Annotated in this window: 12 protein-coding genes; 11 read left to right on the plus strand and 1 reads right to left on the minus strand. The window is 57.8% G+C overall.

What is annotated here, in order from left to right:
* Positions 1-26: 26 nt before the first annotated feature.
* The 10 genes from J8E65_RS07990 to J8E65_RS08035 are packed head-to-tail and all read left to right on the plus strand — an operon-like array spanning position 27 to position 15,406.
* Positions 27-2,684, plus strand: coding sequence for a TonB-dependent receptor (locus tag J8E65_RS07990; RefSeq protein ID WP_210375232.1), 2,658 nt, complete (start codon positions 27-29; stop codon positions 2,682-2,684).
* Between the two features lie 4 nt (positions 2,685-2,688).
* Positions 2,689-5,970 carry a hypothetical protein gene (locus tag J8E65_RS07995; protein ID WP_237181781.1) on the plus strand — a complete coding sequence of 1,094 codons (3,282 nt, stop codon included), beginning with the start codon at positions 2,689-2,691 and terminating at the stop codon, positions 5,968-5,970.
* A gap of 8 nt (positions 5,971-5,978) precedes the next feature.
* Positions 5,979-7,016, plus strand: coding sequence for a PorV/PorQ family protein (locus tag J8E65_RS08000; protein ID WP_210375233.1), 1,038 nt, complete (start codon positions 5,979-5,981; stop codon positions 7,014-7,016).
* A gap of 5 nt (positions 7,017-7,021) precedes the next feature.
* Entirely contained in the window at positions 7,022-8,353 is a 1,332-nt protein-coding gene (locus tag J8E65_RS08005; RefSeq protein WP_210375234.1) for an extracellular solute-binding protein, read from the plus strand.
* On the plus strand, positions 8,346-9,260 hold the full coding sequence (locus J8E65_RS08010; RefSeq protein ID WP_237181782.1) for a carbohydrate ABC transporter permease: 915 nt from the start codon (positions 8,346-8,348) through the stop codon (positions 9,258-9,260). The genes J8E65_RS08005 and J8E65_RS08010 overlap by 8 nt, the downstream gene beginning before the upstream one ends.
* Before the next feature lie 3 nt (positions 9,261-9,263).
* Entirely contained in the window at positions 9,264-10,073 is an 810-nt protein-coding gene (locus J8E65_RS08015) for a carbohydrate ABC transporter permease (RefSeq protein ID WP_210375235.1), read from the plus strand.
* Positions 10,073-11,500 carry a hypothetical protein gene (locus J8E65_RS08020; protein ID WP_210375236.1) on the plus strand — a complete coding sequence of 476 codons (1,428 nt, stop codon included), beginning with the start codon at positions 10,073-10,075 and terminating at the stop codon, positions 11,498-11,500. The genes J8E65_RS08015 and J8E65_RS08020 overlap by 1 nt, the downstream gene beginning before the upstream one ends.
* Before the next feature lie 20 nt (positions 11,501-11,520).
* Positions 11,521-12,552, plus strand: coding sequence for a glycoside hydrolase family 130 protein (locus tag J8E65_RS08025; protein WP_210375237.1), 1,032 nt, complete (start codon positions 11,521-11,523; stop codon positions 12,550-12,552).
* Between the two features lie 23 nt (positions 12,553-12,575).
* The gene (locus tag J8E65_RS08030; protein ID WP_210375238.1) at positions 12,576-13,670 is read left to right on the plus strand and encodes a glycoside hydrolase family 130 protein; all 1,095 of its coding nucleotides are present in this window, start codon (positions 12,576-12,578) and stop codon (positions 13,668-13,670) included.
* Positions 13,667-15,406: a hypothetical protein gene (locus J8E65_RS08035; RefSeq protein WP_210375239.1), complete on the plus strand. Its 1,740-nt coding sequence runs from the start codon at positions 13,667-13,669 to the stop codon at positions 15,404-15,406. The genes J8E65_RS08030 and J8E65_RS08035 overlap by 4 nt, the downstream gene beginning before the upstream one ends.
* Here J8E65_RS08035 and J8E65_RS08040 read toward each other — a convergent pair.
* Complete coding sequence (locus J8E65_RS08040) at positions 15,391-16,545, minus strand: Gfo/Idh/MocA family protein (RefSeq protein ID WP_210375240.1); 1,155 nt, start codon at positions 16,543-16,545, stop codon at positions 15,391-15,393. The two genes, J8E65_RS08035 and J8E65_RS08040, sit on opposite strands and share 16 nt — an antisense overlap.
* An 89-nt stretch (positions 16,546-16,634) precedes the next feature.
* On the opposite strand from J8E65_RS08040, the gene J8E65_RS08045 reads away from it, so the two are divergent.
* Positions 16,635-17,729 carry an ABC transporter ATP-binding protein gene (locus J8E65_RS08045; protein ID WP_210375241.1) on the plus strand — a complete coding sequence of 365 codons (1,095 nt, stop codon included), beginning with the start codon at positions 16,635-16,637 and terminating at the stop codon, positions 17,727-17,729.
* The last annotated feature ends 192 nt before the right edge of the window (positions 17,730-17,921 follow it).

Consider the following 17,921-nt stretch of genomic DNA (forward strand, 5'->3'; position numbering starts at 1 on the left):
TGTTAGACTATGCGAATGTACGCGTTATGATGAGGCGTTGCGCTGCTTGGATCGGGCTCTGGGGACTCGTGGGCGTGCTGCCACTCTGGGCACAGACCACCGGTAAAATCACTGGACGCGTAACCGATGCCCAAACGGGCGAAGGGCTCCCTGGCGTAAATGTGCTGGTGGTCGAAACGCAGCAAGGAGCCTCGACCGACCTCGAAGGCTACTACGTGATCCTTAACGTGCGCCCTGGCACCTACACGCTGCGCGCGTCGATGGTTGGCTTTGCTACGCAGGTGGTGCAAGACGTGCGCGTGCAAATTAACCTAACGACGGAGGTCAACTTTACGCTGCAAGAAGAAGCGCTCGTAGGGCAAGAAGTAGTCATTACGGCAACGCGTCCACTGGTCCAGCGCGACCTGACGGCTACGGCCGCTGCCGTATCGCGCGAAGAGCTGGCCGTATTGCCTGTCGAAACCTTTACCGACGTGGTTAACCTGCAAGCTGGCGTTGTGGAAGGACACTTTCGCGGGGGACGCATCGGCGAAGTAGCCTACCTGGTGGATGGTATCCAGATCAACGATGTCTACGACCGCTCGTTTGCCTTCCAGGTAGAAAACAACGCCATCCAGGAGATCGAAGTGATTACGGGCACCTTCAATGCCGAGTACGGCAGTGCCCAATCGGGCGTGGTGAACATTGTCACGCGGGAAGGCAGCGTGCGCTATCAAGGCTCGATAGGAGCCTATATGGGTGACTATCTAAGCCGGGATAGCGACTTGTTTATGGGCTTGGGCAGATTTTCTCCGATGCATGCGCGGTCGGTGCAGGGTGACCTGAGCGGCCCACTGCTTCCCGGCTTTTCTGGGCTAACGTTTTTTGCTTCCGGACGCTACGTGCGCAACGACGGCTATCTCTATGGCCGTCGCATCGTGCTACCAGTCGATCAAAGCGATCCCCGTGCCCAGTACGTGACCGTTAACGGCCGGCAGGTGTTTGTCCCAGCCTTGGGCGACTCAGCACTGGTTTCGATGAACTGGAGCGAACAGCGCACCTTTCAGGCTAAGCTCACGGCTCGCCTGTTTGGCCAGCAAAAGCTGACGCTTAGTGGGCTTTGGCAACAAGACCAGGGCCAAAACTACAACCATTTGTTCCGTTACAACCCGAATGGCATCCCCACCGTCTATGGGGATTCTCGTTCTTTTTTGGCTACTTACACCCAGGTGTTTACGGCCAGTACGTTTGCGGAGCTCAAAGGGGCCTACTTTACCAACGAGGTGCGCAGCTACGTTTACGAAGACCCCTTGGACCCTCGCTATCCCCGCGATGATGCCTTACGCCTGCTAGGGGGTAACTTTGCTTTTTATCGCGGAGGCGCGATAATGCAGCACTTCCAACGCAAAACTGAAACCTTCACAGCGCGCCTAGACCTAACAAGCCAAATAACGCGGCGGCATCAGGTGAAAACCGGCCTTGAGCTGAAGCAACATACGCTAACCGTACGCGATTTTTCCGTCAAGCGCAACCCCTCCACCGGCTTTCAACCTGCTATTCCGCCCGTGCACACGCCCGATCATGTCTACTACCACCGCCGACCTGTCGAGCTGAGCGCTTACCTGCAGGACAAGATGGAGTTCGACTATCTCATTGTAAATATCGGTCTGCGTTTTGACTATTTCGATCCAAAGGGGGAAGTACTTGAAGATTTTAGCCGACCACGCACTTCGCCGCGACGGCCGGCACCAGCTCGCTGGCAACTTTCTCCACGTTTAGGTTTGTCGTTCCCGCTAAGCGAAAATGGCGCGGTGCGTTTGGCTTACGGCCACTTCTTCCAGATGCCAGCGTTTGACTACCTGTACACAAATGCCGACTACATCTACGATCCAGAACGTGGGCTAAGCCGCGCTTTCGGGTATGCTGGCCTAGAGCCAGAGCAGACTACGGCTTATGAAATTGGTCTGCAACAGGCCTTTTCGGATGTACTCGGCTTAAATGTGGTCCTCTACTACAAGGACATCCGCAACCTGCTGGGTACACGTCTCGAAGTTATTGCGCCAGGCTTTGACGAACCGTTTCAGCTTGAAAAGTACGGCCGCTACGTAAACCGCGACTATGGGCAGGTCAAAGGCTTTTTGGTCTCCTTAGAACGGCGCATGGCGGGCGGCTTTGGCCTTTCGGTGGACTACACGTTCCAAATTGCGCGGGGTAATGCGAGTGACCCGCGCGCTGTGCTTATTGATGAGCAGGCCGGGATTGAGCCCGAAAAACAACTGGTGCCGCTCGACTGGGACCGGCGCCACCAACTGAATACCAGCTTGAGTGTAGGGGATGTGCGGCGCTGGACAGTGACGCTGGTCGGTCGCTTAGGCTCAGGCCTGCCCTATACACCCTCGATTGCCGACGAGCGCATCGGTGTAGAGAACTCCGCGCGGCGACCTGGTTTTGTGCAGTTTGACCTGTACGCCAGTCGGCTGTGGCAGCTTGGACCCGTTGGGTTGCAGCTCTTTGCCCGCATCTACAACGTGTTCGACAACCGCAATGAAATCCAGGTCTACACCGATACCGGACGAGCTTTTCCCAACTTGCGCTACTACTCCGGTGAGCCGCAGGGATTGAACACCAAGGAAGAATTTTTACGCCGGCCCGACTTCTACTCGGCGCCCCGGCTGGTCAATCTGGGCATGAACGTAACGTTTTAGCGCAATGCAGGTACGTGCAGGCAAGCTTGGATGGATTGGATTGTTGCTGGTCGCGTCGGCTTATGGACAGCGCACGCCTGACCCAAACAAAGGCGACCCGAGACTGACGCAATGGGGCATTATGGATGGCAACCGCGTGCGCACGCTCTATGCCAACCATGGCGAGGTGGCCCGCTGGCCCGACCAACCCTCCGGCGAGTGGCCTAAAGGCACAGGTCGATCTTACGTCGACGGCGTGGCCCTGATCGTATCGGCCCGCACGCAGGATAGCCAAGGGCGCACGATTTATCCTATGAGCACAAACTACCGGGAATTCATCGACCGCGACCCGGTAACTAAGGTCCCCTGGGGATGGGCACCGCTGCCAGGCTACGCCAATCCACGCCAAGCCTCCCCTGCCCGCAGCGACGATCCGAGCACCTGGCCTGCATCTTGGCCTGATCGACCTATCGAATGGGCCGGCTACTGGAATGGCTACTTCGGCCGAGGTATCCAAAATGCCGACCTGGAAACGTATTTCGTCTTTGATGATGCGTACGACTTCGAGTGGACACAGCCGCCCCATCGCTTCTTTCCCTGTCGCGGAGACACCACCCGCGGCGGGCTCGGCTTGGAAGTGGCTACACGCGGCTTTCAGTGGACGCACGTGCTGGCCCAGGATGTCATCTTTTGGCACTACGAAATCACCAATGAGTGCGATGTTTTTTATCCAGACATCTTCTATGCCCAATATATCGACTGGGGCGTAGGCGGCACAGACGACTCTGGCGATGACGAAGGGGCCTATAACACACGCTTAGACCTGGCTTTTGCCTGGGATTTTGATGGGATTGGTACTCCAGGTCGCTGGGGACCCGTCGGCGTGGCCGGCTATGCTTTCTTGGAGTCACCTGGCAACCATACCGACGGCATTGACAACGATGAAGACGGCATTACCGACGAGCGCCGTGACAGCGGTCCAGGACAACTCATCGAAGGCCAAGAAGCTATCCGGGCCTATGTAGCGCAGCACTACGACTTGCAGCGTTTTGAACGTTTTTATGGACCCCTAGAGCTGCGCCCGGCTTACCGCGCTGGCCGCTGGTGGACGGGCGATGAGAACCTCAACTGGGTTGGCTTTACCGATCTAAACGGCAATGGCATTTGGGATCCGGGTGAACCAGTGAATGACGATTGTGGCGAAGACGGCGTCTGCCCGGGCGATCCAGGCTATACGGGCCCCGACCGTGGAGAAGCTGATGGGCGCCCCACCCCCGGCGAACGCAACTTTGATGCTACGGATAAAGACGAGTCAGATCAGATCGGCTTGACGGGCTTTGCCATCTTCGACGTGCACCGCTACGAGCTGATCGACGACGAAGAAAACTACCGCGTCTTTTCGCAGGCACTGCCTCCGCTGGAAGACATCCTGCTTGAAGGGGGGCGCAACCTAGGCATGTTTTTCTCTTCCGGACCTTTCCCCCTACAGCCAGGCCAGACCGAACGCTTCTCCATGGCGCTGCTTTTTGCAGAGCGGGATTTTGCCAGTCCGCGCAATATTGATAATTCCTCGCTGGCCCGAAAAAAGGAGACTGTACAGCAAATCTACAATGCCAACTACCAGTTTGCCCGTCCGCCAGACAAGCCGCGCCTAACTGCTATCCCCGGTGATGGACAGGTAACACTCATTTGGGATGACGTGGCAGAGCGGTCGTTTGATCCTTTCCTGCGAGAAAACGACTTCGAAGGATACCTGATCTACCGCTCTAGTGAGCCTAACTTCAATGAAAACTTCCTGATCACGGATGCTTATGGCACCCCAACTTTTCGCAAGCCAATCGCGCAGTTTGATTTAAAAAATGGTATCCGCGGGTTGCATCCAGTAGCAGTCAATGGGGTGCACTTCGACCTAGGTAACGATACCGGCCTGCGCCACGTGTACATCGATCGTGACGTGCAAAATGGCCAAACGTACTACTACGCCGTAGTTGCTTACGATCGAGGCTACGTAGCCCGTGATGAAAACGGTAACGTGGTGCTCGATCCGGAAGGTTTTGTGCGCGGCATTGCTCCTAGCCTGACGACAGCCACCATCAAAACCGACCTCGCTGGGCAGGTTGTTGCCCTGGATCTGAATACAGCTGTGGTTACGCCTCGTGCGCCTGCCGCTGGCTACGTGCCGCCTGAAATAGCGTCATTCGAACGACAGACCGTGGGTACCGGAGCGGTTGAACTTCAGCTGGTAGCACCGGAAGCCATTCAAAGCCCAGCTACCTATGAAATAACGTTCGAAAACCCAGCCCTGTGGCAAAACCAGCCAGAGGCTGTCTACCACGTGCAGCGCCTTGAGGATGGTGCTGTGTTGCAGGAAGGAACGCTGCATGTGGGACTCAACGAACTGGCGGTGCTCGAAGGTGGCTGGGTGCTAACGCTTACGGTTCCTGAAGGCGTCAGCATCGATGGCAGTTCAATTGTGTTTACCGATGAGCAGACCACTTATGCGGGAATCGTGCAGCCAGCTTCGACCAGCTCTGTCGTAGGCACAGCGCGCTACGTGCCGCTTCCCGCAGATTTTGAAGTGCACTTTACCGAAAGCTTCGCCGATACCTCGCTGCGCCTTGCACTAGGCATGCGCCAAATTCCTACGCCCTTTTACATTAAAAACCTAACGACGGGCAAGCGACAGCCCTTTATCATCGTCGAAGACCGGCCAGCATTGCAAAACGGCCGATACGATCATGGCGATCTGATCATTTTGGTCATGGGCGAGACGCCCGACAGCGAGCCGCAGCTGCAAGGTAGCCGCTGGCGGGCCTCTTGGGCTATTCGCTTTTTGCCTCCTGATCCCGTAGCTGATCCCGATAAGCCCGATCGCCCACCCCGTTCTGGGACCAGCTTCCGTTTTCGCACGCACAAGCCGTTCCAGACAGGCGACCACATTCGGTTTGCGATTCAGCCACCGGCTTTTGATGCCGCTAAGGCCCGGCAGGGGTTGCGCGACATTTACGTGGTTCCTAACCCCTATGTCGCTACAAGCACGTTTGAGCCCGCCAGTGTTTACCGCATTGGGCGTGGCGAGCGGCGCATTTACTTCATGAACCTGCCGCCAGTATGCACTATCCGCATCTATACGCTTTCTGGGCAGCATGTGCAGACGCTGGAGCACTATGGCGGTATCGAAAACGGCCAACTTGCCTGGGATTTGACCACCAAAGACGGCATGCAGCTCGCCTATGGCGTCTACATTTTCCACGTTGAAGCGCCAGGTGTAGGCGAGTACGTAGGACGCTTTGCCGTCATCAAGTAGCTAAAGCTATGCGACGCGGACACCTGATGCGATGGATGGCACTGGCCGGAACAGTCATGGTGCTGAGCCTGCCGGTCAGGGCACAGACGGTCTCGAAGGCGGGCACCGTAGCTGCCGACTTTCTCCAGATTGGCGTAGGCGCTCGGGCTATGGCTTTAGGCGGGTCCTTTGTAGCTGCTGCAGACGACGCCTCGGCACTTTACTGGAATCCAGCGGGCCTGGCCCACATCGAAGGTGGCGAGGCAATGGCTGTGCACAGCCGCTGGCTCGCCGACGTGAGCTTCGACTACCTGGGCGCAGCGCTGCAGCTAGGCCCCTTGGGCACGCTAGGTGTTTCGGTCACCATGCTCTCGGTGCCCGAGATGCTCGTGCGGACAGAAGATCGACCTGAAGGCACTGGAGAGCGGTTCGACGCCGCCGATCTGGCTATAGGGCTTTCCTACGGTCGCGCCATTACCGATCGCTTTGCCATCGGGGCTACGGGGAAATTCATCCAACAGCGCATCTGGCACAGCTCAGCCGTTGGCTTTGCCGTAGACTTAGGCGTGCAGTTCCGAACCGACTTTTTCGGCGGGCTGACGTTGGGTGCAGCGATTTACAACTTTGGCACCGACATGCGCCTTAGCGGCCGCAACCTGCGCACGTTTGTGGACCCCGATCCTACCCGCGAGGGCAATAACAACCGTATTCCAGCAAATTATGAAACGGACAGCTGGAGCCTGCCGCTCAACTTTCAGTTTGGCATAGCGCTGCGGCCGCTTCAAACGCGCATGCACCAGGTGCTCTTTACGGCCGATGCGTTGCACCCCGCAGCAAACTACGAAAGCATAAATCTAGGCATGGAATACAGCTTTCAACAGCGCGTCTTTCTGCGCGGAGGCTACCACGCGCTATTTCTCCCCGATGCCGAGGGCGGACTGTCGGCCGGCTTGGCCGTGCACCAGGTGCTGCCCTACGCAGGCGGTCTAGCAAAGCTGGAATACGCGTATCGAGACGGTGGGCGGCTGGGCAGCATACACATTGTAGGTCTGGGCATTACGTTCTAACCCCCATGCGTGGTAACACCAGTGCACATCACCCAAAATGGCACGTGCTGCTGTTGAGTGCCCTGATGCTGCTGGGCTGTCACCGCACGCTTCCCTTGCCGACGCCAGAGGCCGGGACGGTACGGCTGGTTTACTGGACTGCCCCAAACCCTGACGAAGTCGCTCTGGCCCGAACGTTGGTGTCCGAGTGGAACGCACTGCACCCCGAGGTGCAGGTTGTCGTGCAGCCTATTCCAGCCGGACAGTCGAGCGAAGAGGTGCTGCTGGCCGCCGTAGTTGCCGGCACGACACCTGATGTGTGTTCCAACATTTGGCCTGGCATTGTGCGCGATTTTGTCAAAGCCGGGGCTTTGCTACCGCTGGATCGCTTTGCCGGGTTTGATTCTCTCTGGAACAGCCGCATTCCTCCCACGCTCCACGAGGTGTTTCGGGCGCCTGATGGCCACGTCTACCAGCTTCCTTGGAAAACCAACCCGATCATGATGCTCTACAACGCAGGGTTATTCGAGGAGGTAGGACTGCAGCGACCTCCGCGCACCTACAGCGAGTACCTCGAAGCAGCCCGGCGGATTGCAGCCGATACCAACGGCGACGGCTTAATAGACCGCTGGATGGGCTACCGCGATATCCGGCCCATCTGGTGGCAACGCTACTTCGATTACTATGCGTTCTACATCGCTGCCTCAGGCGGGCGCACGCTGTTTGATCGCCAAGGTCAGTTGGCCCTAGACACGGTCGCTTCCAATCAAGTGTTTGCGTTTTTTGCCCAGCTTTATGCCATGGGCGCTTTTCCCAAAACGTCGCTTCAAGGGGGAGGCGGGCCTTTCATCCGCGGGCAACTGGCTACCGACTTTACTGGCCCTTGGCACCTTGTCTGGCTGGAAAAAAATGCTCCCCCAGCGTTGCGCTATGAGGTAGCCCCTATCCCCGTGCCTGATGACCACGAAGGCCCGGTCTACACCTACGGAGACTACAAGAACATCGCGATTTTTGCGACCACACGGCATCCCGAAGCCGCTTGGCGTTTTGTACGCTTTCTGGTCTCTCGGGAGGCTGACCGCCGCTTGCTCGAAGCAACCCGCCAGATTCCCGTACGCCAGGGACTGCTGGAAGACCCCTACTTTGCTCCCGTATTTGCGAAATACCCGCTGCTGGCGCACTTTGCTGCACAGGCCGCCTACACACGCAGCGTCGATAGCGTGCCGGACCTGAAGGAGCTGCTGGATGCCATTGCGCAAGAATTTGAGGCCGCTGCTGTCTACCGCGTGCGCACCCCTTCCGAAGCAACCCGCCGAGCTCTACGCCGCATGCAAATGATTCTGGACTGGAATGCGTAAACCGAAGGACATAGCTGCTTTTTTTCCTGAACGCTTGCGCCTACGCAAACGCAGCAGCTTGGGGGGCTATTTGCTTGTGGCACCGTACCTGCTGCATTTGGTCGTGTTTTTTGGCTATCCCCTCTTGTTTTCCTTTGTGCTCATTTTCCACCGCTGGGATATCATTACCCCAATGGAATTCGTAGGACTGAAGAACTTTGCGCGCTTGCTCCGCGACGAGTTGTTTTTTCGAGCGCTGCTCAATACGGGACTGTTTTTGACACTACACATTCCGTTGCAGATCGTTGTAGCCTTGTTTTTTGCCGAGTTGCTCAACCGTCCGCTTAAAGGCCGGGGCTTTTTCCGTGCCGCCTATTTTATGCCGGTGGTGGTCTCGGGCGTGGTGATCACGATTCTGTTTCAGCAATTGTTTGCTTTTGATACAGGGCTAATCAACCGCATGCTGCGGGCTCTGGGCGGCGAGCCTGTGCCTTGGCTAGTATCGCCGGCTTTGGCTATGCCTTCGATTGCCCTGATGGCTACATGGAAAAACGTAGGGCTCTACATCGTGCTGTTTTTGGTGGGGTTGCAGCACATTCCAAAACACCTCTACGAAGCAGCCGAGCTCGACGGGGCTAACGCCTGGCAACGATGGTGGCATGTCACGCTGCCGATGCTCAATCCAGCCATAGTGACGGTGGTAGTGCTTTCGACCATTGGTGGTTTTTCGCTCTTTATTGAACCCTACCTCTTGACCGGGGGCGGACCGCTAAACGCGACGTTATCGGCCGTGCTGTACATCTACAACCAGGCCTTTTACTTCAACCATATGGGTTATGCCGCAGCGCTGGGTTTTTGTTTTGCCCTGATCATTCTGGTCGTGGTGCTGCTGCAGCGGCGTTTGGTAGAAGCCGACACTTGGAGCTGAGCCATGCGTCAACTGGGCCTCTACATACTGCTTCTGGCTGGCCTGCTCGTGTTTGCCTATCCGTTCGTCTGGATGGCAATCGCCACGTTTACGCCGGAGCCTGAGATTCCCGAGCTGACGCTGTGGCCCTCCCGGTGGACGCTAGACCACTACCGCCTGGTTTTTGAACGCATTCCAATTGGCAGAGCCTTGCTGAATAGCGTGGTCGTGGCTGTTACCGTGACAGCCTCAGCCTTGGTGCTCAACTCAATGGCTGCTTATGCACTAGCTAAACTGCACTGGCGTGGACGCGAAGCCGTTTTTACCCTCTTGCTTTTTACACTGATGGTGCCGTTTCTGCTGCTGCTCATTCCCCTCTATACGCTTGTAGTTCGGCTGGGGTGGACCGACTCCTTGTTGGGCCTGATCGTGCCGTTTATGGCGAACGCGACGGGGGTGTTGATCTTACGGCAGAGCTTCCTCACCATTCCACAAGACCTGCTTGATGCTGCACGGATAGACGGTTGTGGCGAGCTACGCATCCTGTTTACCATCATCTGGCCGCTGTCCATACCGGCATTGGTTACGGTAGGGCTCCTGACGTTTATGGCTAGCTGGAATGAGGTGCTCTGGCCGATTTTGGTCGTGCGTGAGCTGCAGTGGATGACGATGCCCCAGATGGTGGCGCTATTTGCTGTAGGTGGCGGTGCCGAAGGGCAGCTCGGACCCCAACTGGCAGCAGCTTTCCTGCTAGCGCTGCCTATTGTGTTGGCCTACCTGTTTTTCCAACGCTACTTCATCCAAAGCTTTGCCACAGGAGGGCTCAAAGGCTAATGCACCGTACCCTACATAGCGCTCTGGTGCTGGTGCTGCTAACGGGCTGCTTAACCGAGCTGCGCAACCGCCCAGAGCCAACAACCTTTTCGATCAATCTGGCCCACCTGGAGCATTTGAGCGAGGATGTGGTCCGGGGCGACTCGGTGCTGCGCATCGTGCACATCTATGCTGAAGCCCCCGACTATGATTGGGTGGATGACCCCGATGAAGGAGCGGCTTGCGTGGACGATGCCGCGCGTGCAGCCGTGCTCTACCTGCGCTTGTATGAGCTGACCGGCGACGAAGCTGCGCGAAGCACAGCCGAAAAGCTCCTGCGCTTTGTGCTCTACATGCAACGACCTGATGGGTTGTTCTACAACTTTGTCTACTCCAACCGGCTTGATATCAACGCCACACACCCCAATAGTCGGGCTGAGCCGTTTGGTTGGTGGGCCGCGCGGGCAGTATGGGCGCTGGGCATGGCGGCCGACGTGCTGCGACAGGGCAATCCAAAGTTGGCTGCGCAAGCTGCGCGTGCTGCGCGCCAGGCCCTGGTGCCGCTAGAGCGTACTTGGTTGGTGCACTACCCGCGCACGCGGCGCGTAAGCGGCCGCAGCGTGCCTGAATGGCTGGTTTACCACTACGGCGCCGATGCCTCGAGTGAACTCTTACTCGGACTGGTACGACTCCAGAAGGCTAATCCCGATACAACGCTAGGCCGCATCATCCGCCAGCTTGCCGAAGGCATAGCCCTGATGCAGTACGGCTCCATGCGTCGCCATCCTTATGCAGCGCATGCCTCCTGGATCGACCTGTGGCACGGCTGGGGGAATGCGCAAACGCAGGCGCTGGCCGAGGCCGGATACCTCGATTCGGCCATCCGTGAGGCCGAACACTTTTATCCACGACTGCTCGTCTACGGCTGGCTGAAAGAAATGTCCCTCGACGACTCAACCCGCCTTGGGCGCTACGAGCAAATTGCTTATGCCGTGCGCACAGTAAGCGTTGGTCTCATCCGGCTCTACGAACGAACAGGCGAGGTGCGCTATGCGACGATGGCTGGGCTGGCTGCAAGCTGGCTTACAGGCAACAACGATGCGGGCCTGCCCATGTATGATCCCGCTACCGGTCGCGGATACGACGGCATTCAAGGCCCAGAAACCATCAACTACAATGCCGGCGCAGAGTCGACCATTGAAGCGCTCTACACCTTACTTGAAGTGCAGCAGCACGCTGCAGCCCGCCGTTGGCTTAAGGCGCGCGCTGCACCCCCTGTTGAAACTCTGCATAATGGGATCCGTTACGCCTACCGCGTTTTTACTGCCGACTCGGCCCATACCGTGGCCGTGGTGCTCAACTTGACCGAAGAGCGGCTCCAGATTCTAGAAGGGAAAGAGCTGGAGCGTTTTCTCCAAACAGTAACCCCAAAAGTTGCAAACCCCTAGTGCCTAAAACCCAGAAACGTATGTCGTACACTAGTTCCGTAGTAGCCTTGTTTCAACGCCATCCCGAACCGATTCTCAGCCCGATGCCAGAGGTGTCCTGGGCTTCGGGCGCGGTCTTTAATCCAGGCGCTTGGTACGACGGCGCGCAAGTACACCTGCTCTTTCGGGGCGTGCCGGCAGGCTACCGGCGTGTGCCTTTGGAGCAAACCCGGCCTGGCGAGCCAGCCTGGGGATTTGAGCCGTATGTGTCGTACATCGGCTATGCCCATAGTAGCGATGGGGTGCACTTTACCGTACGACCGGAGCCGTTTATCCATCCAGACGCGCCCTACGACCGCTTTGGCGTCGAAGACCCCCGCATTAGCCGCATCGACGATCTCTACCTGATCACGTACACCGCCTTGGGTGCTCCAGCTTTTGCTACGCCGGGGTGCGTACGCATTGGGCTAGCCTCGAGTCCGGATTTTCGTACCGTAACCAAACATGGCATCGTCGGCCCTGAAATGACCGATAAGGATGCCGTGATTTTTCCCAAACGCATTCGCGGACGCATTGCGATGTTGCACCGCATCGCGCCTTCCATCCAGCTGATCTACTTCGAGGACCTAGAGCAGCTTTTTCATCCCCCAGCCGCGCTTTGGGAACGCCACCTGCGCACGCTCGACGAGCACGTGATCCTTCGGCCTGAGTTTCCTTGGGAAGCCAAAAAAATCGGAGCTGGCCCAACACCGATCGAAACCCCTGAGGGCTGGTTGCTGCTCTACCACGGCGTCGATATGCAGTACGTATACCGCATGGGTATGGCATTGCTAGACCTAGAGGATCCCAAGCGCGTCATTGCCCGCACGCCAGAACCTGTGTTGGCCCCTGAACTCCCTTTTGAACGGGAAGGCGATGTGCCGAACGTGGTTTTTCCGGAAGGCGCTGTCGTGATCAACGATATGCTGTATGTGTACTATGGGGCAGCAGATCGGACAGTCGGCCTGGCGCGGGCCTCGCTCTCAGACGTGCTTACCTACCTGCGCACCTGTCCCGCAGAGGTTTCTTCGTAGCCCAAGCGCTCATCGCAAAGACTATGCGTACGATTACTACACCTCCTCCCGTAGTGCCCGTGCGGTTGCACGGTGGGCGACCGGTGCTTGAGCCCATTGCGCAGCATGCCTGGGAGTCGCGTGTCGTGTTTAATCCGGCTGCGGCCTTGATCACAGAAGCTGACGAGTGGCATCGGCTCGCAGAGCGCTGGAAGCTTCCAAGGGCGGCGCGTCGGCAGATTGCGCAGGCCGGAGGCGTTGTGGCCTTAGTGTACCGGGCTCAAGGAGCGTATGACCCCATGCGCCATCATGCTCCATCGCGCCTAGGACTGGCCCTGCTTACGCCCACCCTGGAGCTCGTGTATCGCTTTCCGTTTCCTGTAGTCGATGCCACGGCTGACTTCCATAACCTGGGGGTCGAAGATCCCCGATGCACCCGCGTGGGCGATACCTATTACATATTCTACACGGGCTATGCCACAGAAGTCCTCGGAGACCCTAAGGCGCCGCGTCGGATTCAAATCTGCCTGGCCTCGACCCAGGATTTTCTGGACTGGAAGCTACATGGCCCAATTCCAGGTGAGCTAAACCAAGTAGACAATAAAAATGCAGCGCTCTTCCCAGAACCCGTCGACGGTCGCTGGCTGCTGTTACACCGGCCTATGGCCGGGCCAGACGCCATGACGATCCATTGGGCTGAGGCGCAAGAGGTCACTGGCCCTTGGAAAAGCCGAGGCATGCTTCTTCCTAGCTATACTTATAGAGAATTTGCCCAATCCTGGATTGGCGCCGGTGGCCCTCCAATTGCGCTAGATCATCGGCGATTCTTGATGATCTACCATCAAGGCCACTACACCCATGAGGGTGCCCGAGAGTACAACCTGGCAGCCGCACTGCTGGACTTCGCGCAAACAGCCTCGCCAGTGGTGGGACGCATCGAGCCGCTCATGCGTCCAGCCGCTGAAGGCGAGCGGCAAGGCGACCCCGAATTGGGCGTAGACAACGTGCTTTTTACCTGTGCTGCCTACTTATGGAACGGCCAAGTAGTGATTCCCTATGCCGGTGCCGATAGCCGAATTTTTGGAGCTTCGGTACCTCTGGAACCCTTGGTGCGTGCACTAGAACAGGCATCCAGATGAACGCGCTGCTGCTTGCCCTAGGCTTATTGGCTACGCTGCCCGCCGCAACTGCGCAAGCGCAGTCCCAACAGGATTTGCGCACCCCGCTAGCTCGTGTGGGTAAAACCGTCATCGATCGGGCGCGCTTCCTGGAGCGTTATGAGCATGCCGTGTGGATCGGCAAAGAGCGTAGCGGCACGAGCATCGTGCCCAAGCATGCCTTTCTGCTGGCCCTCATTGCCGAGGAACTCCTGGCGCAAGAGGGGGCTCGGCGTGGACTTGACCAGGAGCGACCGCTCAAGCCGATCCTGCAAGAAATCGAGCGCATGCTGCTGCTCGACGCGCTCTATCGCCAAGAGGTACAAGCACCAGTCCAGCTTACAGAGGCCGAAATCGACTCGGTAGCGCGGTGCCGCTTGCGTCCGGTGACTTTCGCCTACCTGACGCTGCCTGATTCGCTGCAAGCGGTCCACCTCTATCAGATCGTGCAGCGGTCCCACGACCCAGTGGGCACTTGGGATTCGCTTGCGCAGCTGCAAGGCCAAGCTGGACAGTACAAAACAGCCCGATGGGGCGAGCTGGCCGAAGCCTTTGAAAACCTCCTCTACGTTGCACTTAAAGCCCCAGGCGAAACCGGTCCGCCTGTACGTATCGACAGCCTCTATTACGTAGTGCAGCTTCGAGACCAAAATACGCCCGTGCTGGTCACTCCCGACACCTGGGAGCAAGTCCGCTACGAAGCCGGACGCATACTGCGCCAGCGGCGCGAGCGGGCACGTTTCCAAACGTTTATGGCGCGCTTTGGTCAGGGCAAAGCCGCGCGTGTGCGCGACAGCCTGTTTTACCAGCTCGCTGAGGCCATCCAGACGCAGCTCGCCCTTCAGCAAAGACAACAGCCATCAGGTGTGCCGCTTAGATTGGCTTCAGCGGACTGGGAAGGGGTGCGCTTCACGCTATCCGATGCGCTGGAGCAGCCTTTGATTGAGGCAGCCACGTTTCAGCGATCCCTCGACTACGTGCTTGACCGCTTAGCTTCTCAAGACTTTGCCGTGCAGGCAGTGGAAGCAGTGCCTTATCGCCTGCGTCAAAAGCTCTGGGAGCTGATTACCGAAGAGTTTTTGCTTGAGGAAGCTCGGGCGCGGGGGCTTGAATACCGGTTTGAGTTGCAACAGGACCTGCAGCTTTGGCGCACGGCTTATCTGGCCCGTGGCATGCAACGTGTGCTGGCCGATTCGCTGCGCCAGGCTTGGCAAGGTCGCTTGTGGCTCGTCAAATTATGTCGCGCAACGTTAGCCTCAGAAGCAGAGGCTAGCGTGCTGCGTCGGCAGTGGGAGCAAACGCCGGGAAGCTGCACAGGCGCTTCTGTCGACACGCTGGACTACCGCTTGGCCCCTACGCTAGGATTGGCCGGTGAGCTGGCTGCTGTAGCTGCGCCCGGATCTGTGCTAGGCCCGTTTGCTGAGGAGCAACAGTGGCGCCTTTACCGGCTGCTCGATCGGAAACAACCCAAAGATCCAGAAGCTGCTTTTCAGGAGGCAGCACGCGAAGCCGTGAACGCTTACGTAGCACGCCTTGCTGAAACTTACAGGGTGACGATCGACCTGGAGGCCCTCGAGGCAACGCGCGTCATTCCGATGAATATGGTACTGGTACGGCTCTTGGGCTTTGGCTATCGTCTGCTGGCTGCGCCCACCGTTTATCCACTCGTGGAGTGGTTTGATCGGATCGATAAGCGGCAACTTTATGCTCCATTATAGCCTACGGGCAGTCCGGCTTGCCTTGAGGCCTCAAGCGCTACCTGCAAACTGACCAGCCCTTCGCGCAGCATAACGCGCGGCTGGTGGTCTGGGTGACGTATGGCCTGCACAAAGTCCTGCAAAACAGCCCGAAGGGCCTCTTGATAGATTTCGGCTTTGGAAGCCGAAAGCGCAAGCGTGCCTTCGAGGAGCAGGTCTACGCTGTAGGCGTGCTCCCCGAAGCGGCAAACATGCGGGTCGGTAGAGGTGCTGGTTAGACCCCAGCCTTCAGGGCGGGACTCGTCTGGCACGGCTTCTACCGGCAGTTGCCGTAGGGTCCTAAAAAAGGGTAGGGTCTGGAGCTGCTGGGCAACGGATTCGGTAGCCAAGGCAACCAGATGTCCGCTGCGCGGGATCCAACCCGTAAGCTCTAGGCGCGCCAGGTCAAAGACAAAGCGAAGCGAAGTGTGCTCGAAAAACCCAGGCCCGGCAAACGCATGATAGTGCGTGGCCACCAAACCATCGGCATAGACAACCGTAGCCAGCATGCGGTCCATTTGCCTAGGTGTGCGCCATACCCCAGCCCCTTGTACCTTAACCAGTGCGGCCGATGTGCAGCCCTGTACCAAGTCGATGAAATGGATACCATGCTCAACCAGAATGCCACCCGATTGGCTGGGATCCCAGAACCAGTGCGTTGGCGGCAAGGTAGCATCCTGAGCGTAGTTTTCGACCACTACGCGACGGAGCCGGCCAAACGTACCTTCGCGGCACCAGGTGTGCACCAGCGCTACCAGCGGCGTATAGCGAAGCACAAAATCCACCATGGCCACCCGACCGGTGCGCGCTTGGGTTTCTTGAAGCCAGCGAACCTCTTCGAGGGTAAGCGCTGGAGGTTTTTCGATCAATACGTGCTTGCCAGCCTCCATAGCTGCACAAGCAATAGCAGCATGCAGATGAGGTGGGGCAGCGATGGCAACCCCTTCTACGTCTGCATGGGTCAGCAAAGCCTGCCAGTCCGTGTAGCCCTGAATGCCCGCTGGCAACTTGGGCAGCGCTGGGTCCGCAATCGCTACCAGCGCCACGTCGGTCATCTGCTGCCAAGCATGATGGAGAAAGCGGCCAAAACCGCCATAGCCGATGAGTCCTAGCCGAAACATACGTCGCTGAGCCTAATGCACCCAAAAGTAGCGCTGTATGATTTCAAGATTGTCAACGTAATTTACAAGCGAGCAAATTTCACAGAGCTATGTCTGGAGTTCAGCTAGAGCATGTCTGGAAAATGTACGACAATGGCCACGTGGCTGTGGCAGATGTCACGCTGGAGGTAGCCGATGGCGAGTTTCTGGTACTTTTGGGGCCTTCAGGCTGCGGCAAAACGACGCTGTTGCGTCTGGTGGCAGGATTAGAGACCGTTTCACGCGGTACGATTCGCATTGGCGATCGGGTGGTGAACGACGTGCCCCCACGCGACCGAGACATTGCGATGGTGTTTCAAAACTATGCCCTCTATCCACACATGACCGTCTACGAAAACATGGCCTTTGGGCTAAAGCTAAGGCGCATGCCCAAAGCCGAAATTGAGCGCCGGGTGCGGGCAGCTGCTCGGGTGTTGGAGCTAGAGCAAGTGCTCAACCGTCGACCACACCAGCTTTCGGGTGGGCAGCGTCAGCGCGTAGCGGTTGGACGGGCTATTGTGCGCGAGCCCCAGGTGTTTTTGTTTGATGAGCCGCTGTCGAATCTGGATGCACGTTTGCGTGTAGAGATGCGCGCCGAGTTGGCCCGGCTGCACCGTGAGCTGGGTCGCACGATGCTCTACGTGACGCATGACCAAGTGGAAGCCATGACTCTAGGCCAGCGTATCGTGGTCCTTAATCAAGGACGCGTGCAACAGATCGGCACACCAATGGAAGTATATCACCGGCCTGCCAACCGCTTTGTGGCCAGCTTTATCGGCAGCCCACCCATGAACTTTTTGGAAGGACGTGTTGAACAGCACTGGTTTATTGCTGAAGATGGGCGGGTGCGCATTCCGCTCCCTCAGGCAGTTTGGTCAGGGCTGCCTATGGGGCGGGCTGTAACCCTCGGGATTCGACCTGAAGCTGTACGTCTTGCTTTACCCGAAGAGGCCATGATGCACGGCCGAGTGGAGACGGTTGAGGTTTTGGGAGCCATAGCGCATCTTTACGCCCGTGTGGGCCAAACGCCGATCGTGGCTCAGGTAGAGGCTAGCCGACGGTTTGATCCTGGCTGCGAAGTACCGCTTAGCGTGGACTGCGCTCAGCTGCACCTGTTCGACGCTGAAAGCGGCCAAGCTATTCCGAGAGGTGATACGCCAGCGTAATTAAAAGCCAGGCCACAACATCTCTCTGGGTTACCATCCTTTGGATAAGGAATACCTCTGCGCAAGCGCAAAACCACGACGGTTTCCTGAAGGGTTAGGGAACGCTTGCGGTAGGCATCCAACACAAGTGTGGTGAAGAAACGCACTTTTGGCCAGCGCATGACGCAATTTGAAAAACATGCTCCCCGGCTG

Origin of the sequence: Rhodothermus bifroesti (genome assembly GCF_017908595.1) — a bacterium.
Lineage (GTDB): Bacteria > Bacteroidota > Rhodothermia > Rhodothermales > Rhodothermaceae > Rhodothermus > Rhodothermus bifroesti.